General features: G+C 70.0%; 19 protein-coding genes and 2 pseudogenes. 19 read left to right on the top strand and 2 right to left on the bottom strand.

The annotated features are described in order from the left end of the window. Positions 1–3: 3 nt before the first annotated feature. Positions 4–2652 (bottom strand): alanine--tRNA ligase, encoded by a 2649-nt coding sequence (gene alaS / locus ETP66_RS06855; protein WP_130841857.1) that lies wholly within the window; start codon positions 2650–2652, stop codon positions 4–6. 23 nt (positions 2653–2675) lie between these two features. Here alaS and ETP66_RS06850 point away from each other — a divergent pair, with 23 nt between their 5' ends. The 19 genes and pseudogenes from ETP66_RS06850 to ETP66_RS06760 all read left to right on the top strand — a co-directional run bounded on the left by ETP66_RS06850 (position 2676) and on the right by ETP66_RS06760 (position 20910). Further along, entirely contained in the window at positions 2676–2951 is a 276-nt protein-coding gene (locus ETP66_RS06850) for an NIPSNAP family protein (protein ID WP_130841855.1), read from the top strand. Between the two features lie 150 nt (positions 2952–3101). Further along, positions 3102–4244: an ABC transporter permease gene (locus tag ETP66_RS06845; protein WP_130841853.1), complete on the top strand. Its 1143-nt coding sequence runs from the start codon at positions 3102–3104 to the stop codon at positions 4242–4244. A 2-nt stretch (positions 4245–4246) separates the two neighbouring features. After that, positions 4247–4618: pseudogene (locus ETP66_RS06840) on the top strand (ABC transporter ATP-binding protein); the annotation flags it as partial. A gap of 62 nt (positions 4619–4680) precedes the next feature. After that, positions 4681–5061, top strand: a pseudogene (locus ETP66_RS06835) (ABC transporter ATP-binding protein); the annotation flags it as partial. Between the two features lie 43 nt (positions 5062–5104). Next, a complete protein-coding gene (locus ETP66_RS06830) occupies positions 5105–6436 on the top strand; it encodes an FAD-dependent oxidoreductase (RefSeq protein ID WP_130841944.1) in 1332 nt (443 codons plus the stop codon). A gap of 243 nt (positions 6437–6679) precedes the next feature. After that, positions 6680–8002 (top strand): isocitrate lyase, encoded by a 1323-nt coding sequence (gene aceA / locus ETP66_RS06825; RefSeq protein ID WP_201738489.1) that lies wholly within the window; start codon positions 6680–6682, stop codon positions 8000–8002. An 89-nt stretch (positions 8003–8091) separates the two neighbouring features. Continuing rightward, positions 8092–10854 carry a tetratricopeptide repeat protein gene (locus ETP66_RS06820; RefSeq protein WP_130841851.1) on the top strand — a complete coding sequence of 921 codons (2763 nt, stop codon included), beginning with the start codon at positions 8092–8094 and terminating at the stop codon, positions 10852–10854. Positions 10855–10938: 84 nt separating this feature from the next. Continuing rightward, positions 10939–11691, top strand: a complete 753-nt coding sequence (sufC, locus tag ETP66_RS06815; protein WP_130841849.1) for a Fe-S cluster assembly ATPase SufC — start codon at positions 10939–10941, stop codon at positions 11689–11691. Next, complete coding sequence (sufB, locus tag ETP66_RS06810; protein ID WP_130841847.1) at positions 11688–13094, top strand: Fe-S cluster assembly protein SufB; 1407 nt, start codon at positions 11688–11690, stop codon at positions 13092–13094. Before sufC ends, sufB begins: the two co-directional genes overlap by 4 nt. Before the next feature lie 61 nt (positions 13095–13155). Continuing rightward, on the top strand, positions 13156–14451 hold the full coding sequence (gene sufD / locus ETP66_RS06805; protein ID WP_130841845.1) for a Fe-S cluster assembly protein SufD: 1296 nt from the start codon (positions 13156–13158) through the stop codon (positions 14449–14451). Positions 14452–14454: 3 nt separating this feature from the next. After that, positions 14455–14757 (top strand): Rieske (2Fe-2S) protein, encoded by a 303-nt coding sequence (locus tag ETP66_RS06800; RefSeq protein ID WP_130841843.1) that lies wholly within the window; start codon positions 14455–14457, stop codon positions 14755–14757. A gap of 116 nt (positions 14758–14873) precedes the next feature. After that, positions 14874–15074: a CopZ family metallochaperone gene (locus tag ETP66_RS06795; RefSeq protein WP_130841841.1), complete on the top strand. Its 201-nt coding sequence runs from the start codon at positions 14874–14876 to the stop codon at positions 15072–15074. Positions 15075–15078: 4 nt separating this feature from the next. Further along, on the top strand, positions 15079–15363 hold the full coding sequence (gene csoR / locus ETP66_RS06790) for a metal-sensitive transcriptional regulator CsoR (RefSeq protein WP_130841839.1): 285 nt from the start codon (positions 15079–15081) through the stop codon (positions 15361–15363). A gap of 67 nt (positions 15364–15430) precedes the next feature. Continuing rightward, positions 15431–15931: a DUF305 domain-containing protein gene (locus tag ETP66_RS06785; RefSeq protein ID WP_130841838.1), complete on the top strand. Its 501-nt coding sequence runs from the start codon at positions 15431–15433 to the stop codon at positions 15929–15931. After that, positions 15916–18351, top strand: coding sequence for a heavy metal translocating P-type ATPase (locus tag ETP66_RS06780; protein ID WP_130841836.1), 2436 nt, complete (start codon positions 15916–15918; stop codon positions 18349–18351). The genes ETP66_RS06785 and ETP66_RS06780 overlap by 16 nt, the downstream gene beginning before the upstream one ends. Beyond that, positions 18348–18587: an SHOCT domain-containing protein gene (locus ETP66_RS06775; protein WP_130841834.1), complete on the top strand. Its 240-nt coding sequence runs from the start codon at positions 18348–18350 to the stop codon at positions 18585–18587. The genes ETP66_RS06780 and ETP66_RS06775 overlap by 4 nt, the downstream gene beginning before the upstream one ends. After that, the gene (locus ETP66_RS06770) at positions 18584–19279 is read left to right on the top strand and encodes a response regulator transcription factor (RefSeq protein WP_130841832.1); all 696 of its coding nucleotides are present in this window, start codon (positions 18584–18586) and stop codon (positions 19277–19279) included. Before ETP66_RS06775 ends, ETP66_RS06770 begins: the two co-directional genes overlap by 4 nt. Further along, positions 19245–20384: a sensor histidine kinase gene (locus ETP66_RS06765; protein ID WP_130841830.1), complete on the top strand. Its 1140-nt coding sequence runs from the start codon at positions 19245–19247 to the stop codon at positions 20382–20384. Before ETP66_RS06770 ends, ETP66_RS06765 begins: the two co-directional genes overlap by 35 nt. Before the next feature lie 10 nt (positions 20385–20394). Further along, positions 20395–20910 carry a CueP family metal-binding protein gene (locus ETP66_RS06760; protein WP_130841828.1) on the top strand — a complete coding sequence of 172 codons (516 nt, stop codon included), beginning with the start codon at positions 20395–20397 and terminating at the stop codon, positions 20908–20910. Here ETP66_RS06760 and ETP66_RS06755 read toward each other — a convergent pair. Continuing rightward, positions 20897–21526, bottom strand: a complete 630-nt coding sequence (locus ETP66_RS06755) for a class I SAM-dependent methyltransferase (protein ID WP_130841827.1) — start codon at positions 21524–21526, stop codon at positions 20897–20899. The two genes, ETP66_RS06760 and ETP66_RS06755, sit on opposite strands and share 14 nt — an antisense overlap. Between the last annotated feature and the right edge of the window lie 76 nt (positions 21527–21602).

Raw genomic sequence — 21602 nt, 5'->3', positions numbered from 1 at the left:
GCCTCACGGGAGGAGCTCCGGCAGGGCCTTCCGGGCCCGCTCCGGGTCCAGGCCCGCCCCCTGGGCCAGGGCCCCCTTCCCACCCCCCCGCCCCCCCGACCGCGCGGCGAGGGCGCGGAAGAGGGCCCCGGCCTCGAGGCCCCCCTCCTGGGCCCTCGGGGAGAGCTTCAGCACCGCCTGGCCGCCGCTCGTGACCAGGGCCACGTCCGCCCCCCTCTGCACCAGGTCGTCCGCCGCCTGGCGCAGGGCGGCCGGGTCCACCCCGGAAAGCTCCACCACCCCGTAGCGGAGGCCGCCCTTCTCCAGGAGGGCCACCTCCCCCTTGAGCTCCGCCTGCACCAGGCGGGCCTTGAGGCTTTCCACCTCCTTCTCCCTGGCACGGAGCTCCTGGAGGAGCTTCTCCAGGCGCTCTTCCAGGGCGGCCTCCCCCACGGAAAGCCGCTCGGCCAGGGCCTTGAGGCGGTTCAGGCTCCCCCGGGCAAAGCGGATGGCCCATTCCCCGGCCACCGCCTCGAGGCGCCGCACCCCTGCGGAGACCGCCTCCTCCTTCTGGATGAGGAAGGCCCCGATCTCCCCCGTGCGCCGCACGTGGGTGCCCCCGCAGAGCTCCTTGGACTCCAGCCCCGGCAGGGGGCCTCCCTCCACCCGCACCACCCGGACCACCTCCCCGTACTTCTCCCCGAAGAGGGCCATGGCCCCTTCCCGCCTGGCCTCCTCCAGGGGCATGTAGCGCCAGGTGACGGGGAAGTCCGCCAGGATCCAGCGGTTCACCAAAAGCTCTATGCGCTCCAGTTCCTCCGGGGTGAGGGCCTCGGGGTGGGTGAAGTCGAAACGCAGGCGGTCGGGGGCCACCAGGCTTCCCGCCTGGCGCACGTGGGGGCCGAGGACCGCCCGCAGGGCGGCGTGCAGGAGGTGGGTGGCGGTGTGGTGGCGCTCCGTGTCCCGGCGGGCGGGGTCCACCACCGCCCGCACCCTTTCCCCCACCCGCAGGATGCCCTCCTCCACCCGGGCCCGGTGCAGGAAGAGGCCCTGCTCCGTCTTCTGGGTGGTCTCCACCCGGGCCCGGCCCGAGGGCCACTCCAGGAAGCCGAAGTCCCCGATCTGGCCGCCCCCTTCCGCGTAGAAGGGGGTCCGGTCCAGGACCACCTGGGCCTCGGTGCCGGGACCGGCCTCGGAGAGGCTCTGGTCCCCGGCCAGGAGGGCGAGCACGGTGCCCTCCGCCTCGAGGGCCCCGTAGCCCAAAAACTCCGTGGCCCCCCGCTCGGCGTAGAGCTCCTCCAGCACCTGGGCGCTCCGCTTGAAGATCTCCCGCTCGAAGGCCATGGCCGCCCGGGAGCGCTCCTGCTGCGCCTCCATGGCCCGCTCAAAGCCCTCCGTGTCCACCCCAAACCCCCGCTCGGCGGCGATCTCCACCGTGAGGTCCAGGGGAAAGCCGTAGGTGTCGTAGAGGCGGAAGGCCTCCTGCCCCGGAAGCACCTCCCCGGGCTTAAGGCCCGAAAGCAGGGCATCGAGCCGCCTAAGCCCCCCCTCCAGGGTCTCCAGGAAGCGCTCTTCCTCCAGCCCGATCTGCCTTTCCACCGCGGGCAGGTTCTCCCGCATCTCGGGGTAGAAGTCCCCCAGGGCCTCGGCCACCAAGGGGGCCAGGCGGTGGAGGAAGGGCTCCTGGAGGCCCAGGAGGTAGCCGTGCCTGAGGGCCCGCCTCAGGAGGCGGCGCACCACGTAGCCCCGTCCGGTATTGGCGAAGACCACCCCGTCGGCGAGGGCCGCCACCACCGCCCGGATGTGGTCGGCGATCACCCGGTGGCTCACGGAAGCCTTGCCCTCGTAGGGCTTGCCGCTAAGGAGGGCCACCCGCTCGATGAGGGGGTAGAAGGTGTCCGTGCGGTAGAAGTCCTCCACCCCCTGCAGGATGGCCGCCACCCGGTAGAGGCCCATGCCGGTGTCGATGTTCTTCTGGGGCAGGGGCTTGAGGATGCCGGGGCCGGGGATGGGGCCCTGGCGGTCGTACTGGGTGAAGACCAGGTTCCAGATCTCCACGAAGCGGTCCCCGCTCCCCGTGTTGGGGCCCGTTTCGTCCGGGGTGCCGAAGGCGGGCCCCCGGTCGTAGAAGATCTCCGAGCAAGGGCCCGAGGGCCCGTTGGGCCCGTGGGTGATGGCCCCGCCCGGCCAGTAGTTCTCGTCCTCCCCGAAGCGGCCGATCCTCTCCTCCGGCACCCCCACCAGGTCCCGCCAGAGGGCGTAGGCCTCGTCGTCGTCCTCGTAGACCGTGACCCAGAGGCGCCCAGGGTCCAGGCCCAGCCACTGGGGAGAGGTGAGGAACTCCCAGGCCCAGAGGATGGCCTCCTTCTTGAAGTAATCCCCGAAGGAGAAGTTGCCCAGCATCTCGAAGTAGGTGTTGTGCCGCCCCGTGCGACCCACGTTCTCGATGTCCCCCACCCGGAGGCACTCCTGGCAGGTGACCACCCGCCGCCACTCCCGCCCCCCGAAGAGGGGCCTGGCCCCCAGGAAGTAGGGCTTTAAGGGGGCCATCCCCGCGGAGGTGAAGAGGAGGGAGGGGTCGTTTTCAGGGACCAGGCTGAAGGAGGGGAGGCGCAGGTGCCCCTTCTCCTCGAAGAAGGCGAGGTACTTCTCGCGGATCTCCGCCGTGCGCATGCCTCTGATTATAGGATGAGGCCATGGCCGTGGAGATGCGCCGCTACCGCTTGAAGGAAGGGGCCAAGGAGGCATTCCAGAAGGTCTTCCTGGAGGTCATCGTGCCCTTGCGCCAGGCCCTGGGCTTTCGGGTGCTGGGGGCCTACTGGCTCTCGGAGCGGGACTTCCTCTGGTTCGTGGAGCACGAGCGCTTCGCCGAGGCGGAGAAGGCCTACTACGACCACCCCGAGAGGAGGAAGGTGGACCCCCGCCAGTACATAGAGGAGATCGAGACCCGCTTCGTGGAAAGGCTCCTCTGAGCCCTTTCCCGCCCCCGGAAGCCCCTGGGAGGGGAAGGGGTGCGGCCACCGCCCCTTCAGGGCCTCCCGAGGGGAGGCATGGTCCCGGGCGAGGCCAACCTCGTAGCCCTTCCCACACCCGGTCCACCCCTAGAGGGTAAGCTTGGAGGCGTGGAGATCCTGCGCCTGGTTCTGCGCAACCTCCTGGCCCGCCCCGTGCGCAGCCTCCTCACCCTCCTGGGGGTCCTCATCGCCACCACCAGCATGGTCCTCTTCCTCTCCTTCGGGGAGGGCCTGCGGCGCTCCCTGGCCCAGGAGCTCTCCCGGGTGGGCCCCGCCATCCAGGTGGTGCCCGAAGGCACGGAGGGCCTGGCCTTCGGGGCCTACCCCGAGATCACCCCCGATCAGGTCCGGGCCCTAGAGGAGGCGGGGAAGGCCTTAGGGGTGCGGGCCCTGGTCCCCACCCTCTTCCTGGCCCGGGGAGGGTTTGACCCCCGCACCAGCTTCTTTTTCCAAGGCCTGCCCCCGGGGGTGGGCCCCGACCTCCTCTACCCCGGGGTGGAGGCCCGGGAGGGGAGGGGGACGCCCACGGAGGGGGGAGCGGTGGTGGGGGGGCTTCTGGCCCGGCGGGCGGAGCTGGCCTTGGGGCACCCCTTGCGCCTCTCCCCCCGGGTGGAGCTCAGGGTGGAGGGGATCCTGGGGGAAAGCGGGGGTCTGGCGGACAACCTGATCTTCGTGCCCCTCGCACCCCTGCAGGAGGTGCTGGGCACCGAGAACTACAGCGCCGTCCTGGTAGCCCTCTCCCCGGAGCAAAAGGCCGAGGAGGTGGCGCAGGCCCTGGAGGCCGCCGTCCCCGGGCTCCGGGCCCAGACCACGGGGGACGTGATGCGCTTTGCCGAGCGCGCCTTGCGCATCAGCGACCTGGTGCGCTTCGGCATCAGCCTGGTGGCCCTCATCGTGGGGGGGCTCCTGGTGGCCAACACCGTCATGATGTCCGTTTACGAGCGCACCCGGGAGTTCGGGGTCATGCGGGCCCTGGGGGCCAGGCGGGGCTTCATCTTCCGGCTGGTGGTCCTGGAGGCCCTCCTCCTGGCCCTCCTGGGGGGCCTGGGGGGGCTGGCCCTGGGGGGGGTGGTCTCCCACCTCATCAACCTCTACACCCTGGGCGAGGTGGGCCTGGCCCTTTCCGCGGTGACCCTGAGGCTTTCCCTCTTCGCCCTCCTGGTGGCCCTGGGCCTGGGCCTTTCCGCGGGCCTCCTGCCCGCCTACAACGCCAGCCGCCTTCCGGTGGTGGAGGCCTTGGGAAGGGTGTGAGGATGGTCCTGCGGGCAGAAAACCTCACCAAGCGCTACCGCCAGGGGGAGAAGGAGGTGGTGGCCCTGCTGGGCTTTACCTACGCCTTCCCCCAAGGGGCCACCGCGGTGGTGGGCCCCTCGGGGAGCGGCAAGACCACCCTGCTCAATCTCCTCGCGGGCTTCGACCTGCCCACGGAGGGCGGGGTCTTCCTGGGGGAGGTGGCCCTCCACCGCCTCCCCGAGGACGAGCGGGCAGGGGTACGCCTCAAGCACATGGGCTTCGTCTTCCAGCAGTGGAACCTGATCCCCACCCTCACCGCCTGGGAGAACGTGGCCTTCCCCCTCCTCCTCGCGGGGGTGCCTCCCAAGGCCAGGCGGGAGCGGGCCTTGGAGCTTTTGCGGGAGGTGGGCCTGGGGGAGCGGGCCTCCCACCTGCCGAGCCGCCTCTCCGGANGGAGAACGTGGCCTTCCCCCTCCTCCTCGCGGGGGTGCCTCCCAAGGCCAGGCGGGAGCGGGCCTTGGAGCTTTTGCGGGAGGTGGGCCTGGGGGAGCGGGCCTCCCACCTGCCGAGCCGCCTCTCCGGAGGGGAGCAGCAAAGGGTGGCCCTGGCCCGGTCCCTGGCCCTGGACCCCCCCATCCTCTTCGCCGACGAGCCCACGGGCAACCTGGACGCGGCCTCGCGGGAGCAGGTGGCCGCCCTCCTCTTCCAGGCCGGGCAGCGGCGGACCCTGGTCCTGGTCACCCACGACCTGGAGCTGGCCCGCCGCGCGGACCGCATCCTCTACCTCCGGGACGGGCAGCTGGTGCGGGAGGAGCTGCCGCGGGCTTCCCGGTGAGCCGGGACATCCCGCCCACCCCTCCCGTGGCAGAATACCCCCCATGGGCGAGCGCCTGGTGGTCGTGGGGGGCGTGGCGGGCGGGGCCTCCGCCGCCGCCAAGGCCAAGCGGGAGAACCCGGACCTGGAGGTGGTGGTCTACGAGCGGTCGGGATGGGTCTCCTATGGGGCTTGCGGCCTGCCTTACGTGCTTTCCGGGGAGATCCCCCGTCTGGAAAAGCTGGTGGCGAGAACCCCGGAGGAATTTCGCAAACAGGGGGTAGAAATCCACGCCCACCACGAGGTGGTGGACGTGGATCCGGAGCTTAGGACCCTCACCGTCTTTGACCACAAGGAGGGCCGCACCTTCCAGGACCGGTACGACCACCTGGTCCTGGCCACCGGGGCGAGGCCCCTCATCCCCCCCATCCCCGGCACGGAGCAGCGGGGGGTCTACACCCTAAGGAGCATGGAGGATGGGGAAGCCCTCCTAAGGGCCCTGGAAGGGGCCAAAAGGGCCGCCATCCTGGGGGCGGGGTACATCGGCCTCGAGGTGGCCGAGGCCTTCCGCAAGCGGGGCCTGGAGGTGACCCTTCTGGAGCTCAAGGACCGCCCCCTGCCCCACTGGGACGGGGAGGTGGGGAGCCTCCTTAAGGAGGAGCTGGAGCGGCACGGGGTGGAGGTCTGGACCGGGGTGCGGGTGAAGGCCCTCCGCGGCCAAGGCCGGGTGGAGGCGGTGGAGACCTCGGAAGGGGTGGTGCCCGTGGACCTGGTGCTCCTGGCCACGGGGATCAAGCCCAACACCCTCTTGGCCCAGGCCATGGGGGTGGCCCTGGGCCCCACCGGGGCCATCGCCACCGACGAGGGGATGCGCACCAACCTGGAAGGGGTCTACGCCGCCGGGGACGTGGCGGAGAGCTTCCACCGCGTCCTCAAGCGCCCCTACTGGCTGCCCCTGGGGGACGTGGCCAACAAGCAGGGGCGCACCGCCGGAAGCGTCATCGCCGGCAAGGAGGCCCGCTTCGCCGGGGTGGTGGGCACGGCCATCTTCAAGGCCTTCGGCCTGGCGGTGGCCACCACCGGGCTCTCCCTGGAGGCGGCCCTCGAGGAGGGGTTCCAGGCCCGGAAGGTCTTCATCCAAAGCCGCGACGGGGCCCATTACTACCCGGGAAGCCAGCCCCTCTGGGTGGAGCTGGTCCACGAGGAAGGGACGGGAAGGCTCCTGGGCGGGGCCGTGGTAGCCCGCGGCCACGGGGCCCTGCGCATCGACGCCCTGGCGGCCCTCCTCCACCGCGGAGGCACGGTGGAGGACCTCCTCGCCCTGGACCTGGCCTACGCCCCGCCCTATAGCCCCGTCTGGGACCCCCTTCTCATCGCCGCCCAGCAGGCCCGCTAGGCACCCGGGGCGGAAGGCCGGGTGGGAACGGCTGGGCCGCCTCCCCGGACCCCGGCCCCGCCGCGGGGCCTGGGAGGGCCAAAGGGGCGCGCCCCTTTGGGGACCAGGGCGCAGGACCTCGAGGCAAACCCCCGCCCTCCCACCCCCCACCCAGGATTACACTGCACCGGGGTGTAAACCTACTCCGGCTACACCCTACACCACCGGGTCCGCCCCGGCCAGACTGGACCTGGGAGGTGGCGGATGGAACCCCTGAGCGTGCTGACCCCGGAGATGCGGCAGGAGGCGGAGGCCCTGAGGCGGGAGTGGGAGACGAACCCCCGCTGGAAAGGGGTGCGGCGGGACTACCGCCCCGAGGACGTGGTGCGGCTCCGCCCCAGCGTGATGGTGGAGCACACCCTGGCCAGGCGAGGGGCGGAGAAGCTCTGGCGGCTTCTGCACGAGCGCCCCTACGTGCACACCTTCGGGGCCTACACCGGGGCCATGGCGGTGGAGATGGTGCGGGCCGGACTGGAGGCCATCTACCTCTCCGGCTGGCAGGTGGCCGCGGACGCCAACCTGGCCTACGAAACCTATCCCGACCAGTCCCTCTACCCGGTGAACTCCGTACCCCAGGTGGTGCGGCGGCTCAACAAGGCCCTCATGCGGGCCGACCAGGTGGAGCGCGCCGAGGGCAAGGTGACCCGGGACTGGTACGTGCCCATCGTGGCCGACGCCGAGGCGGGCTTCGGAGGCGCGCTGAACGTCTTCGAGCTCACCCGGGCCATGATCGAGGCCGGGGCGGCGGGGATCCACTACGAGGACCAGCTGGCCTCGGAGAAGAAGTGCGGCCACCTGGGGGGGAAGGTCCTGGTGCCCACCGCCCAGCACATCCGCACCCTGCAAGCGGCCCGGCTGGCCGCCGACGTGATGGGGGTGCCCACGGTGATCATCGCCCGCACCGACGCCGAGGCCGCCACCCTGATCACCAGCGACATCGACGAGCGGGACCGGCCTTTCATCCTGAAGGGCGAGCGCACCCCCGAGGGCTTCTACCGCGTCCGGAACGGGATCGAGGCGGGGATCGCCCGGGCCCTGGCCTACGCCCCCTACGCGGACGTGCTCTGGATGGAGACCTCCAAGCCCGACCTGGAGGAGGCCAGAAAGTTCGCCGAGGCGGTGAAGCGGGAGTTCCCGGACAAGCTCCTCGCCTACAACCTCTCCCCCTCCTTCAACTGGAAGAAGTTCCTGGACGACGAGACCATCGCCAAGTTCAACCGGGAGCTGGGGGCCATGGGCTACAAGTTCCAGTTCATCACCCTGGCGGGCTGGCACACCCTCAACTACTACACCTGGGAGCTGGCCAAGGGCTACAGGGCCCGGGGCATGCCCGCCTTCGTGGAGCTCCAGCAGAAGGAGTTCCTGGCCCAGGCCCAGGGCTTCACCGCCGTCAAACACCAGCGGGAGGTGGGGGCGGGCTACTACGACGAGGTGGTCCTGGCCCTCACCCAGGGGGAGGCCTCCACCCTGGCCCTCAAGGGCTCCACCGAGGAGGCCCAGTTCGCGGAGCCCGCGCCCCAGCCCTGAGCCCCAGGAAGGCTTGCCCGGCCCCGCCCCGGCGGGGCCGCTTTTAGTGTGTGGAAAAACCGGGACCCCGGGTATAAAGTGTAAACACCATGCCGGAGGCACCTACACCCTGGCTGCGCTACCTGGAAGACCTCCGTCCCCATCTCCGGGGCCGGGACCACCGGGGGAGGCGGGGCTCCTTGCGCTGGCTGGAGACCCTCATGGGGGAGCGGGGGGGGCGGGCGGGCACCGTGCGCAACATCCTCTACAAGGACCTGGGAAGCCCCGAGGAGAAGGAGCGCCTTTACGGGGTCTTCGCCGACCTCTACCGGGAGGCGGGGCTAGAGCCCCCGCCCCCCCCTGCGGAACTCTTCCTGGAGAGCGCCCGCAAGGCCCTGGGCCGGGACAAGCGGCGCATCTTCCGGCGCTTTTTGAAGGAGCTCGAGGCCGGGGAAAGGCCCCAGATGGCGGTGGTGGGCGGTCCGGCCACGGGGAAAGGGGTGCTCCTCTCCGCCATAGGGCGGGCCCTGGCCGCCCTGCCGGGGCGGGAGCCCTTCCTCCTCAACCTGGGGGGAGAGCTGGCCCAGGCCCTGGTCCCCCTGGCGGAAGGCTTGGGGGTGGCGGAGGAGGTGCGGGGCCTTTTGGCCCAGCTCTCCCCCACCCAGCCCTACATCCTCCAGGGGGCCCTGCAGCAGGAGGTCCTGGCCCTCCTGGCCCAAGCCCTGAACCGGGCGGGCCGCCCCCTCCTCCTCCGGGCCGAGGCGGAGGGAACCCTGGAGGGCCTCCCCTTGCGGGGCCCGGACGGGGCCAAGCGGGGGCTTGCCACCTGGCTGGAGCCCTTCCTCAAGACCCTCACCGTCCCCTACCTGGCCGCCCTGAGCGAGCCGCCCCCCACCCTCCCCCACCAGCCCCTCTCCCCCCCGAGCCGGGAGGAGGCCAGGCGCTTCGTACGGGAGCGCCTCCCCCACCTGCCCCCGGAGAGGCTGGAGGCCCTTGTGAACCAGGCGGGGCGGAACTTCGGGGAGCTCTCCCGCCTGGTCCTCCTGGAGGCCGCCAAGCACGACCCCCAGACCCCCCTGCAGGACGACCCCGCCCTGAGGCCCCTCCTCCTGGCCCTGGCCGCCTTCAGCCCCGAGGCCGACCCCGCCTTCCCCCTGGAGCTCCTGGAAAAGGCCCTGGGAAGGCCCCTGGAACGGCTCTCCCAGGCGGAACGGGCCCTTCTGGACTGGGTGGGGGAGGGGCTGGTGCGCCCCGCCCTCAGGAGCCTCCTTCCCGAGGAAACCCCCAGGGCGCTCCACCGCTTGGCCCTGGAGTTTTTCCCCAAGGAGAACCTGTTCCGCAAGCTCTACCACGCCCGGAAAGCTTGGGAAACCGGAGTCCTCCTGGAGCTTGTCCAGGAAGATCCCACCCGCCTCGCCCTCCTCCCCGGCCTCTGGGAGGAGGCCAGGGCCTGGCCCCGGGAGGACCAGGAGGCCCTGGCGGCGGCGGTGGTGCGTTACCGGGCGGTCCTGGGCCAGTACGCCCACCCTGAGGCGGAGGAGGCCCTAAAAGTCCTCTCCCAGGCGCAAGACCCCGCCCTGCGCACCTGGGCCCGCATCAAGGGGGCGGAGGCCAAGGCGGACGCCGCCCTTTACCGGGAGGCGGAGGAACTCCTCCCCCCCAAGGCGGACCTCCGGCACCTGGACGAGACCGCCCAGGCGGAAGGCCTCCTGGTGATGGCCGCGGTGGAGCGCTGGAAGGGGGACTACGAGCGGGCAGCCCGCTTCGTGGAGGAGGCGGAAAGCCTGCCTGTGGCCCCCTTCCTCCGGGACCGGGTACAGCTTTGGCGGGGGCTGGTGGCCAAGGACCTGGGGCGCTACGCGGAAGCCCTCGCCGCCCTGGCCCAGGTGGGCCACGACCCCCTCCTCCTGGGGCGGGCCCGCTACCAGATGGGGGACCTCCTGATGCGCCTGGGGCGCCTCGAGGCCCGGGCGCACATGGAGGAGGGCCTCAAGGCTCTGGAGGAAGGGGGGGCCCCCAGGGACGAGGTGGCCCGGGTGCGGGCCCGCTATGCCACCCTCCTCAGGCGCCTGGGGCTTTACGAGGAGGCGGGCAGGGCCATCCGCAGGGCCCTCGAGGAGGCCCTGGACCCCTTCACCCAGGCCCGGGTGGCGAGCGAGGCGGGCATCCTGGAGGTGGCCCGGGGCCGCCCCTTCGAGGCCCTGGCGCTTTTGGAACGGGCCGAGGCCTACTTCCGCCGCACGGAGGAAAGGCCCAAGGAGGCCCGCTACCGCCACCTGCGCACCCTCTTCCGCCTGGGGGCTGCCTACCTTCTCCTGGAGGCGGGCCAGCCCTACCGCCCGCCCCTCCTGGGGGGCCAGGAGGCCCCCACGGCCCGGGGCCTCCTGGCGCGCCTCCTGGAGGAACTCCCCGGGGAAAACACCGACCGCTACACCGCCCTGCGGCTGGACGCCGCGGGCCTCCTCGCCCTCCTCCTCCCCCCGGAGGAGGGAAAGGCCCTGCTCCGGCCGCTCCTGGAGCTGGAAAACCCCTACCTGCGGGCCCAGGCCCGCCTGGGCTACGCGGAGGTGCTGGTGCGGGGGGGGAGCTACGGGGAAGCCTTGGGCCAGGTGGTGGCCCTCCCCCCCCTGGAGGACCCAGGCCTCCTGGCCCAGGCCCGGGCGGTGGAGGTCCTGGCCCTCCTGGGCCTGGGGGAAAAGGAGGCCGCCTGGGCTAAGCTGGAGGAGGCCCGGCGGGGACCCCTGCCTCCCCCCTTCCGCTTCCAGCTGGGCCGGGCCCTGGGCCGCTTCTGCCCCGAACTGCACCTGCGCCTTCCCCCCTCCCCCCTGGCCCTGCCCGAGGCCCTGGGCTTCCACCTGGCAAATCCCGACTGAATCACTATACTTTTGGGGGGAGGGTGGCTATACTCTTAGTGCGAACGGGTCGCAGTAAGGGGCGACCCGGTTCCGGGAGGCGAGATGAACCAGCTGGAGATCCGCGACCTCTGGGCTTCCATCGACGGTGAGCGCATCCTCAAGGGGGTGAACCTGGTGGTCCCCAAGGGCCAGGTCCACGCCCTCATGGGCCCCAACGGGGCGGGCAAGAGCACCCTGGGCAAGATCCTGGCCGGGGACCCCGAGTACACCGTGGAGGGGGGGGAGATCCTCCTGGACGGGGAGAACATCCTGGAGCTCTCCCCGGACGAACGGGCGAGGAAGGGCCTCTTCCTGGCCTTCCAGTACCCGGTGGAGGTGCCGGGGGTGACCCTGGCCAACTTCCTGCGCCTGGCCCTCCAGGCCCGGCTCGGCCGGGAGGTGGGGGTGGCGGAGTTCTGGGGCAAGGTAAAGCGGGCCCTGGAGCTTCTGGACTGGGACGAGGACTACCTCTCCCGCTACCTCAACGAGGGCTTCTCCGGCGGGGAGAAGAAGCGCAACGAGATCCTGCAGCTTCTGGTGCTGGAGCCCACCTACGCCGTCTTGGACGAGACCGACTCCGGCCTGGACATCGACGCCCTCAAGGTGGTGGCCCGGGGGGTGAACGCCATGCGGGGCCCCGGCTTCGGCGCCCTGGTCATCACCCACTACCAGCGGATCCTCAACTACATCCAGCCCGATGTGGTCCACGTGATGATGGAGGGGAAGGTGGTGGCCACAGGCGGCCCTGAGCTGGCCCTGGAGCTGGAGGAGAAGGGCTACGAGTGGCTCCGGGAGAGGGTAAAGGAGGGAGCATGAGCCAGGTGGACCTGAAGGCCCTGGGCGAGGAGTACAAGTACCACTTCGTGGACAAGGTCAAGCCGGTCTACGTGGCCGAGCGGGGCCTCACCCGGAGGGTGATCGAGGCCATCAGCTACCACAAGGACGAGCCCGAGTGGATGCTGAAGTTCCGCCTGCGGGCCCTGGAGATCTTCCAGAAGAAGCCCATGCCCACCTGGGGCCCCGATCTCTCGGGCCTGGACCTGGACAACCTGGTCTACTACGTGAAGCCGGCGGAGACCCGGGACGCCAGGAGCTGGGAGGAGATCCCCGAGGAGATCCGCAGGACCTACGAGCGCCTGGGCATCCCCGAGGCCGAGCGCAAGGTGCTCGCCGGGGTGGGGGCCCAGTACGACTCGGAGATGGTCTACCACCGGGTGAAGGAGGAGCTGGAGCGGCAGGGGGTCATCTTCGTGGCCATCGAGGAGGGGATGAACCGGTACGAGGACCTCTTCCGGGAGCACTTCGCCACCGTGGTCCCCCCCGAGGACAACAAGTTCGCCGCCCTGAACTCCGCCGCCTGGTCCGGGGGCTCCTTCGTCTACATCCCCCCCGGGGTCAAGGTGGAGCTTCCCTTGCAGGCCTACTTCCGGGTGAACACCCCCGAGTTCGGCCAGTTTGAGCGCACCCTGATCATCGTGGACGAGGGGGCGGAGGTGCACTACATCGAGGGCTGCACCGCCCCCATGTACTCCACGGAGAGCCTGCACACCGGGGTCATCGAGATCGTGGTGAAGCGGGGGGCCCGGAGCCGCTACACCACCATCCAGAACTGGTCCACCAACATGTACAACCTGGTGACCCAACGGGCCCTGGTCTACGGGGATGCCTTCCACGAGTGGCTGGACGGCAACCTGGGCTCCAAGGTCACCATGAAGTACCCCTCCAGCTACCTCCTGGAGCCCGGGGCCCGCACGGAAATCCTCTCCATCGCCTTCGCCAAGACCGGGCAGCACCAGGACACCGGGGCCAAGATCATCCTCGGCGCTCCCCACACCTCGGGGACCATCGTCTCCAAGAGCATCTCCAAGGGGGAGGGCCGGGCCAGCTACCGGGGCCTGGTCAAGGTGCTGGACGGGGCCAGGGGGGCCAAGGCCAACGTGGAGTGCGACGCCCTCCTCATCGACCCGGAAAGCCGCACCGACACCTACCCCTACATCGAGATCGAGGAGGACACCGCCCACGTGGGCCACGAGGCCACGGTCTCCAAGATCAACGACGAGCAGATCTTCTACCTGCAGAGTCGGGGGCTCAAGGAGGACGAGGCCGCGGCCCTCATTGTGCGGGGGTTCATCGAGCCCATCGCCAAGGAGCTCCCCCTGGAGTACGCGGTGGAGCTCAACCGGCTCATCGAGCTGGAGATGGAGGGCTCCGTAGGCTAAGGGGCGTCCCTCTGGGGGTGGGGCCCCAAGGCCTCCCCCCCTTCCCACGCAAGGAGGCAGGATGCAAGTACTGGACAAGGCGCAGGTGGAGGCCCTCTCCCAGGCCCTAGGCGAGCCCGCTTGGCTTTTGGCGCGGCGGCTTAAGGCCCTCGAGGCCTTCGCCCGCCTCCCCTACCCCAGCAAGAAGGACGAGGCCTGGCGCTACACGGATCTCTCCGAGGCCCCCCTGGACCAGGAGGTGGAGGCCCCCAAGGGGCTCAGGCTCACCCGGGACGCGCTTCCCGAGGGGGTGCGGCGCCGCCTGGAGAAGACCGATGTTTCCGGCTTTCTGGTCTTTTTGGGGCCGGATTTGGTCTACGCCGAGGTGCCGGAGGAGCTTTCCGCCAAGGGCCTGGTCTTCACCAGCCTGGCCGAAGCTTTGAAGACCCACCCCGGTAAGGTGGAGGCCACCCTCTTCCGGGGGGTCTACGTGGAGGACAAGTTCGCCGCGGAAAACTCCGCCCTCTTCACCCACGGGGCCTTCCTCTACGTGCCCGCGGGGCTGGAGGTGGAAAAGCCCCTGGGGGTCTTCAAGGTCCTGCTGGAGGGCGGCCGGGCCTCCGCCGGGCGGAGCCTCCTCTTCCTGGAGGACAACGCCAAGGCCGCCTACATCGAGGAGTACCTCTCCTTGGACCTCCCCCCCACCCTCCACCTCTCCGCCACGGAGATGGTCCTCCGCCCGGGGGCCCGGCTCCGCCACGCCCACGTGCAGACCTTCGGCGAGGGGGTGTGGCACTTCCACCGGCAGCGGGCCCTTCTGGAGCGGGACGCGGGCCTCAACGACCTGGTGGTGAACCTGGGCGGGCGCTACGCCCGGAGCGAGGTGGCCTCGGAGCTCCTGGGCCCGGGGGCGGAAAGCGAGATGCTGGGCCTCTACTTCGGCCACGGAGGGCAGCACTTCGACCATTACACCCTGCAGCACCACGTGGAGCACCACACCCGTTCGGACCTCCTCTACAAGGGGGCGGTGAAGGACGAGGCCCGGGCGGTCTTCTCCGGCCTCATCCGGCTGGAGCGGGGGGCCCAGCGGACGGACGCCTACCAGGCCAACCGCAACCTCCTCCTCTCCCCCACCGCCCGGGTGGACTCCATCCCCCAGCTGGAGATTGGGGCCAACGACGTGCGCTGCACCCACGGGAGCACCACCGCCCCCGTGGACGAGATGCAGCTTTTCTACCTGCAGTCCCGGGGCCTCTCCCGCCACCTGGCCCAGGAGCTTCTGGTGAAGGCCCACCTGGCGGACGTCCTCACCCGCATCCCCCTGAAGGCCCTCCGGGCCCACATCGAGGCGGTGATCGAGGAGAAGGTGCGCATCTAGGCCATGTGGACCCCGGTAGCCCAGCTCAGCGAGTTCCAGAATGGCCGCCTGGTGGTGCGGCGCCCCGAGCACAAAAAGCCCATCCTCCTCCTCTTCACAGGGGGGGAGGTCTTCGCCCTGGAGGACGTCTGCACCCACGACGACGGTCCCTTACACGAGGGAGAGCTGGAGGAGGGCAGGATCGTCTGCCCCCGGCACGGGGCCCGCTTTGACCTCAAGACGGGCCGCCAGACCCTTCCCGCCCCCAGGCCCATCCGGGTCTTCCCCGCCAGGCTGGAGGGGGATACCGTCCTCCTGGACCTCTAGACGCCCACCCCGTCCGCAAGGCCCCAAGGAAGACTTGGGGCCTTTGTCCTTGACGGCAGGCGGAAGAAGCGCTAGGGTGGGAGTACCCACCCCCCCTGGGGTGGGGGGAGGTCAGAATGGTAAAGCTGAGAGTGGAAGGCATGACCTGCAACCACTGCGTGATGGCGGTGAAGAAGGCCCTCCAGAGGGTGCCCGGCGTGGAGAAGGCCGAGGTGAGCCTGGAGCGGGCCGAGGCCCTGGTGGAAGGCCAGGCGGACCTCGAGGCCCTCCTGCGGGCGGTGGAGGAAGAGGGCTACCGAGCCGCCCTGGCGGGCTAGACCCATGCCCCACGCCCACCTCCACCTGGACCCCAAGGTGCGGGAGGAGGCCAAAAGGCGCCTCCTCTCCGCCAAAGGCCACCTGGAGGGGATCCTGCGCATGCTGGAAGACCCCCAGGTCTACTGCGTGGACGTGCTGAAGCAGCTGAAGGCGGTGGAGGGCGCCCTGGACCGGGTGGGGGAGATGGTCCTAAGGGCCCACCTCCGGGACCACGTGGCCACCGCCCACGAGCGGGGGGACGTGGAGGAGATCGTGGAGGAGCTGATGGAAGCCCTCAAGTACCGCTAGGCCATGGGGGGCCCCCTTTACGCCAGCTTAACAGGGGCCTCGTAGCCTGCCCGGTGGAGGTGAAGCCATGCGGTACCTGCCCCTTCTCTTCCTGGCCTGGACCCTGGCCCTGGCCCAGCACGCCCACCCCGCCCCAAGGGATGCCGGAGAAAGGGCCTTCCTCTCGGGCATGATCGCCCACCACGAGGGCGCTTTGGAGATGGCCCGCTACGTCCTGCAAAGGGGCAAGGACGAGGAGGTGCGGGCCTGGGCCGAGGCCATCCTCAAGGACCAGGAGCGGGAAATCGCCCTCATGCGGAGCTGGCTCCCGAGCCTGGGGGGGCTGGACCAGGCGGCTTACGGCGCCATGCGGCGGGAGATGGCGGCCATGCTGGGGAAGCTCAAGGCCGCCCCGGACCCCGACCGGGCCTTCGTGGAACTGATGCTCCAGCATCACCAGGGGGCGGTGGAGATGGCCCTCGCCGCCCTCACCGCCGCCAAGGACCGGCGGGTCCTGGACCTGGCCCGGGACATCGTCCTGGCCCAGGCGGAGGAGATGCACGCCTTCAGGCTATGGCTCTTGAGGTGAAGGTAAAGGTCAGGGGCATGACCTGCGCCAGCTGCGTGGCCCGGGTGGAGAGGAGCCTGAAACGGTCCCCAGGGGTGGAGGAGGCCTGGGTGGATCTCACCACGGAGGAAGCCTTCCTCCGCCTGGGGGAAGGGGTGGACCTGAGGGGGATCCTGAAAAAGGTGGAGGAGGCGGGCTACGAACCCGTGGTGGCCCGGGCGGAGATCCCCATACGGGGCATGACCTGCGCCGCCTGCACGGCCCGGGTGGAAAAGGCCATATCCAGGCTCCCTGGCGTCCTCTCGGTGAGCGTCAACCTGGCCACAGAGAGGGCTTCTGTGGAATACCTCCCGGACACCGTGAGCCTGCCCCGCCTGCACCAGGCCATCCGGGAAGCGGGGTACGAGCCCCTGGGGCCCGCGGAAGAGGCGGCGAGGCCCGCCCCCACCTACCGCAAGGACCTCCTGCTGGCCCTGCCCTTCGCCCTCCTCACCCTGCTTCTGGCCAAAGGACCCATGCTCTTCGGCCTGCCCCATCCCCCCAAGGCCCTGGAGGTCCTGGCCGCCCTGCCCGTGCTCTATGCGGGCCGGCGCTTCTTCCGCCAGGGCCTGGCCGAGGTGCGGCACCTGGCCTTCGGCATGAGCACCTTGGTGTCCCTGGGAGTGGGGAGCGCCTACCTCTACTCCTTCCTGGTCCTCCTCTTCCCCGCCCTCTTCCCCGAGGGGGCCCGCCACCTCTACCTGGAGGCAGGGGCGGTGATCCTGGCCCTGGTCCTCCTGGGCAAGCACCTGGAGGAAGGGGCCAAGGGCAAGGCCTCGGAAGCCATCCGCAAGCTCCTGGCCTTAAGGCCCAAGACCGCCCGGGTGGTGGGGGAAGAGGGGGAGAGGGAGATCCCCGCGGAGGCCCTCATCCCCGGGGACCGGGTGCGGGTATTGCCGGGGGAGCGCATCCCCGCGGACGGGGTGGTGGTGGAGGGCCAAAGCCACGTGGACGAGTCCATGCTCACCGGGGAGCCCCTCCCCAAGGCCAAGGGGCCGGGGGATGGGGTGGTGGGCGGGACGGTGAACGGGGAAGGGGCCCTTCTGGTACGGGTCACCCGGGTGGGGGAGGCCACGGTCCTGGCCCAGATGGCCCGCCTGGTGGAGGAGGCCCAGGGGCACAAGCCCCGGGTGCAGGAGGTGGGGGACCGGATCGCCCGGGTCTTCGTGCCCGTGGTGCTGGGGATCGCCCTCCTGGCCTTTGGCCTCTGGATGCTGCTGGGCCCCGAGCCGCGCCTGGCCTACGCCTTCGTGGCCGCCCTCTCCGTCCTCCTCATCTCCTGCCCTTGCGCCATCGGCCTCGCCACCCCGGCGGCCATCGCCGTGGCCACGGGTAGGGCAGCGGGAATGGGCCTCCTCTTCCGCAAGGGGCGGGCCCTCGAGGCCCTGGCCCGGGCGGACACCCTGGTCCTGGACAAGACGGGGACCCTCACCCTGGGACACCCCGCCCTCACCGAGGTCCTCCCCTTCGGCCCGGGCGAGGAGGAGGCGCTGAGGCTTGCCGCCGCTTTGGAAAGGGGAAGCGAACACCCCATCGCCAAGGCCCTCCTGGAGGCCGCCCGTGGGCTTCCCCTCCCGGAGGCCGCAGGGGTGCGGGCCCGGCCCGGAGAGGGGGTGGAGGGGGTGGTGGAGGGCAGGAGGCTTTACCTGGGAAGCCAGGCCCTCATGGAGCGGCTCGGGGTGCCCCTTCCCCGGGAGGCCCAAGAGCTTTCCCAAAAGGGCTACACTCCCCTTTACCTGGCGGATGGGGAGAGGCTTTTGGCCGCCTTCGGGGTCTTTGACCCCCCGAGGCCCGAGGCGCCAGGGGTGGTGGCCGCCCTAAAGGCCCTAGGCCTCAAGCCCGTCCTCCTCACCGGGGACCACCCCGTCCCGGCCAGGCGGGTGGCCGAGGCCTTGGGCATAGAGGAGGTGCTGGCCGGGGTACGCCCCGAGGGCAAGGTGGAGGCCATACGGCGCCTCCAGGCGGAAGGACGCCAGGTGGTCTTCGTGGGGGACGGTATCAACGACGCCGCCGCCTTGGCCCAGGCGGACGCGGGGGTGGCGGTGGGCACGGGCACGGACATCGCCATCGAGGCCGGGGACGTGATCCTCCTTTCCCCAAACCTCTTCGGCCTGGTGAACGCCATCCTCCTCTCCCGCCGCGCCTTGCGCACCATCTACCTCAACTTCTTCTGGGCCTTCTTCTACAACGTCCTCCTCATCCCCGTGGCCGCCGGGGCCCTTTACCCCTTCACCGGCCTGCTCCTCAACCCCATGCTGGCGGCCGCCGCCATGAGCCTCTCCAGCCTCTTCGTGGTGAGCAACTCCCTCAGGCTTAGGGGCTTCCGCCCCGGCCCCGGACGGGGCGCCCCCTCCCCGGCAACAGGCGGGGAAACCCTCCCCCGCGAAGGAGGTGCGGCATGATGCCCTGGATGCACGGATGGTACGGCTATGGCCCCCCCGGGGGCCTAGGGTGGAGCCTTTGGGCGTGGATCCACCCCTTGCTCCTGCTGGGCCTCCTGATCCTCGGCGTCTACCTGGTGGTCCGGGCCCTCACCCCCAGGCGGGAGGACCGGGCCCTGGAGATTCTAAGGGAACGCTACGCCCGGGGAGAGATCGACAAGGAGACCTTTGAGCGCATGAAGCGGGACCTCTCATGAGGGTTCTCCTGGTGGACGACGACCCGGCCCCCCTCGAGGTCCTGGGAGCCTACCTCCGGGGGGCCGGGTTCGAAGTTCTGGAAGCGGAGAACGGGGAAAAAGCCCTGGAGCTTTTCCCCCGGGCCGACCTGGTCATCCTGGACCTCATGCTGCCTAAGCTGGACGGCTTCCAGGTCTTGGAGTACATCCGCCGCGATAGGCCTGAGCTCCCCGTCCTCATGTTGACCGCCCGGGGGGGAGAGGAGGAAAGGGTTAAGGGGCTGGAGCTGGGGGCCGACGACTACGTGGTCAAGCCCTTCAGCCCCAAGGAGGTGGTGGCCCGGGTCAAGGCCCTCCTAAGGCGGGCCGGCCTCAAGGAGGAGCTCAGCTATGGCCCCTTGCGCCTTCTTCCCAAGGAGCGGCAGGCCTACCTGGAGGGCAAACCCCTTCCCCTTTCCCAGCTGGAGTTTGACCTCCTCCTCACCCTGGCCCAGCACCCGGGCATGGTTTTCACCCGGGAAAGGCTCTTGGAAAAGGTGTGGGGACCGGACTTCCCGGGCATAGACCGGGTGGTGGACGTGCACATCGTCGCCCTAAGAAAGAAGCTCATGGACGATCCGGAAAACCCCCGGTTCATCGAAACGGTACGGGGGGTGGGGTACCGCTTCCGGGAAGGCGATGCGCCCCAAGATAGCTTCGCAGATCTTCGCTAAGCTCTTCCTCAGCCACCTTCTGGTGGCCCTCCTGGCCCTGTTCCTCTTCTTCCTACTGGCGGAGACCCTGGCCCCCTCCTTCTACCGGGGGCATGTGGAACGCATGTACCACGCCCTATCCATGATGGGCGGACTCATGATGGGCGAGGCCTTAAGGCGGGACCTCGAGGAAGGCCTCCGCTCCACCCTCACCACCGCCCTCCTCGCCGCCCTTCCCCTCTCCGTGGCCGGGGCCGCCCTCTCCGCCTCCTTCGCCAGCCTGCGCTTCTCCCGCACCGCCAGGCTTCTGGCCGAGGGAAGCCGCCGCATGGCCCAGGGGGAGTACCGGGTGCGCCTTCCCGTCCTGGAGAAGGACGAGCTGGGGGAGCTGGCCCTCCACTTCAACCGCCTGGCCGAAGCCCTGGAACGGGTGGAACAAAGCCGGGTGGGGCTCATCGGCACCGTGGCCCACGAACTCAGGACTCCGCTGTCGGCCCTGCAAGCCTACGCCGAGGCCCTGGCGGACGGGGTCATGGAGCCCGAAAAAGCAGCGGAAAGGATCCAGCAGGAAGTGCGGGCCATGAGCCGGCTGATCCGGGATCTCTCCCTGGTTTCCCAGGTGGAATCGGGGGCTGTGGAGCTTCACCCCGAGCCCCTGGATCCCAAAGGCCTCCTGGAACAGGCGGCGGAACGCTTCCGCCCCGCCTTCCAGGCCAAGGGAGTGGCCCTGGAAGTGGCGGCCCCCTCCTTTCTCCCCCGGGTCTGGGCCGATGCGGAACGGACCCTCCAGGTGCTCGCCAACCTGCTTTCCAACGCCCTTCGCCACACCCCAGAGGGGGGAAGGGTGAGGCTTGGGGCGGAAAGGACAGGCCAGGCAGTGGTCTTCAGCGTGGAGGACACCGGGCCCGGCATCCCCGAGGAACACCTTCCCCGCATCTTTGAGCGCTTCTACCGCATAGACCCTTCCCGCAGCCGTCAGGACGGGGGAACCGGAGTGGGCCTCACCATCGCCAAGAGCCTGGTGGAAGCCATGGGGGGAAGGATCTGGGTGGAAAGCCAGCTGGGCCGGGGAAGCGTTTTCCGCTTCACCCTGCCCCTTTACACAGGCTTAACGGGAAAGGCTTAGGGTGGGAGCCATGAAGAAGCTTCTGGCGCTTGCCCTTGGCGTGGCTTTAGGCCTGGCCCAGGCTCCTAGCCCCGAGGCCCTCAAAGGCCTGGGGCCTGAGGAGACCCTGGCCCTGGCCAAGCGGTGGCGGGAGGAAGGGCAAAGGGTGGTGAGCTACGTAACCCCCGAGGCCTTCTTCTTCGAGTTCCCGGATGGCCGCAAGGCCCAGGTGGCCCTCAAGGACCGCTTCCTCCTGGCGGTGGCCCCCTACGTGAACCGGACCCACCCCTGCCAGGTCCACTACTTTTCCAGCTGCACCGGAGAACTGCAGGGGGAGGTCTTGGAGGTTCGGGTGCTGGAGGGGGAGAAGGAGGTGATCAAAACCCAGGTTAAGACTGGGAAGGACGGGTTCTTTGAGCTCTGGCTTCCCCGAAACCGCCGCTACACCCTCGAGGTCCGCCGGGGGGATCTGCTGGCCACGGGCCCCATCACCACCTTCCGGAATAGCCCCACCTGCCTCACCACCTTCCGCCTTAGGGCGCCTTAGCCTTCCAGGCCGCCCCGGCCACATGAGGGGCCACCAGGGGAAGCGGCAGGGCGAAGGCCTCCGCCTCCACCCGGGCAAACCCAGCTTCCTGGATGAGGGCCAGGGTTTCCCGGTTGGGGTGGCAGCCGTCCCCCAAAACCCCCCATAAGGGGCAGAGGAGGTCCTGGGCCCGGCGCAGGGGGGAGCCCCGGGGGGCGGCCACGTGCTCCAGGAAGACGAAGCGCCCCCCGGGCTTCAACACCCTGAGGATCTCCGCCAAAGCCGCCCTGGGATCCACCACCGAGCAAAGGACCAAGGTGGCCACCACGGCCTCCACGCTCTCTTCCGGCAGGGGGATGGCCTCTACCTGGCCTAAAAGAACCTCGCCGGAAAGCCCCCTGAGGCTCAGGGCCCGCCGGAGGTGAGGGTGGAAGTAGGGATTGGGCTCGAGGCCAATCCAGTGGACGCCACCCGGCAGATAGGCCAGGTTAACCCCCGTCCCCGGGCCGATCTCCAAAACCTTCCCCGCCAGGCTTCCCAGGAGTTTCTTCCGCCAGGTTTCGCTCAAGCCCACGTGCCGACGGGAAAGGGGGGGAAGGAGGGTGGCGAACAATCGAGCCCTTAAACCCTTCTTCATCCCCTTGCCTCCCATGCTAGAGGTTCCAGTAAAGCACCGTGTCCAAAATCCCCAGGGCCACGAAGACTGCCCCTGC

The organism is Thermus thermamylovorans, from assembly GCF_004307015.1.
GTDB lineage: Bacteria > Deinococcota > Deinococci > Deinococcales > Thermaceae > Thermus > Thermus thermamylovorans.
The sequence above is the reverse complement of the archived record's forward strand: the minus strand, read 5'-3'. Positions and strand labels throughout refer to the sequence as shown.

Bases quoted from the DNA above. Each gene is read 5' to 3' on its own strand.
- alaS (WP_130841857.1), bottom strand. From the start codon at position 2,652: ATGCGCACGGCGGAGATCCGCGAGAAGTACCTCGCCTTCTTCGAGGAG.
- ETP66_RS06850 (WP_130841855.1), top strand. From the start codon at position 2,676: ATGGCCGTGGAGATGCGCCGCTACCGCTTGAAGGAAGGGGCCAAGGAG.
- ETP66_RS06830 (WP_130841944.1), top strand. From the start codon at position 5,105: ATGGGCGAGCGCCTGGTGGTCGTGGGGGGCGTGGCGGGCGGGGCCTCC.
- aceA (WP_201738489.1), top strand. From the start codon at position 6,680: ATGGAACCCCTGAGCGTGCTGACCCCGGAGATGCGGCAGGAGGCGGAG.
- ETP66_RS06820 (WP_130841851.1), top strand. From the start codon at position 8,092: ATGCCGGAGGCACCTACACCCTGGCTGCGCTACCTGGAAGACCTCCGT.
- sufC (WP_130841849.1), top strand. From the start codon at position 10,939: ATGAACCAGCTGGAGATCCGCGACCTCTGGGCTTCCATCGACGGTGAG.
- sufB (WP_130841847.1), top strand. From the start codon at position 11,688: ATGAGCCAGGTGGACCTGAAGGCCCTGGGCGAGGAGTACAAGTACCAC.
- sufD (WP_130841845.1), top strand. From the start codon at position 13,156: ATGCAAGTACTGGACAAGGCGCAGGTGGAGGCCCTCTCCCAGGCCCTA.
- ETP66_RS06800 (WP_130841843.1), top strand. From the start codon at position 14,455: ATGTGGACCCCGGTAGCCCAGCTCAGCGAGTTCCAGAATGGCCGCCTG.
- ETP66_RS06795 (WP_130841841.1), top strand. From the start codon at position 14,874: ATGGTAAAGCTGAGAGTGGAAGGCATGACCTGCAACCACTGCGTGATG.
- csoR (WP_130841839.1), top strand. From the start codon at position 15,079: ATGCCCCACGCCCACCTCCACCTGGACCCCAAGGTGCGGGAGGAGGCC.
- ETP66_RS06785 (WP_130841838.1), top strand. From the start codon at position 15,431: ATGCGGTACCTGCCCCTTCTCTTCCTGGCCTGGACCCTGGCCCTGGCC.
- ETP66_RS06780 (WP_130841836.1), top strand. From the start codon at position 15,916: ATGGCTCTTGAGGTGAAGGTAAAGGTCAGGGGCATGACCTGCGCCAGC.
- ETP66_RS06775 (WP_130841834.1), top strand. From the start codon at position 18,348: ATGATGCCCTGGATGCACGGATGGTACGGCTATGGCCCCCCCGGGGGC.
- ETP66_RS06770 (WP_130841832.1), top strand. From the start codon at position 18,584: ATGAGGGTTCTCCTGGTGGACGACGACCCGGCCCCCCTCGAGGTCCTG.
- ETP66_RS06765 (WP_130841830.1), top strand. From the start codon at position 19,245: ATGCGCCCCAAGATAGCTTCGCAGATCTTCGCTAAGCTCTTCCTCAGC.
- ETP66_RS06760 (WP_130841828.1), top strand. From the start codon at position 20,395: ATGAAGAAGCTTCTGGCGCTTGCCCTTGGCGTGGCTTTAGGCCTGGCC.
- ETP66_RS06755 (WP_130841827.1), bottom strand. From the start codon at position 21,526: ATGAAGAAGGGTTTAAGGGCTCGATTGTTCGCCACCCTCCTTCCCCCC.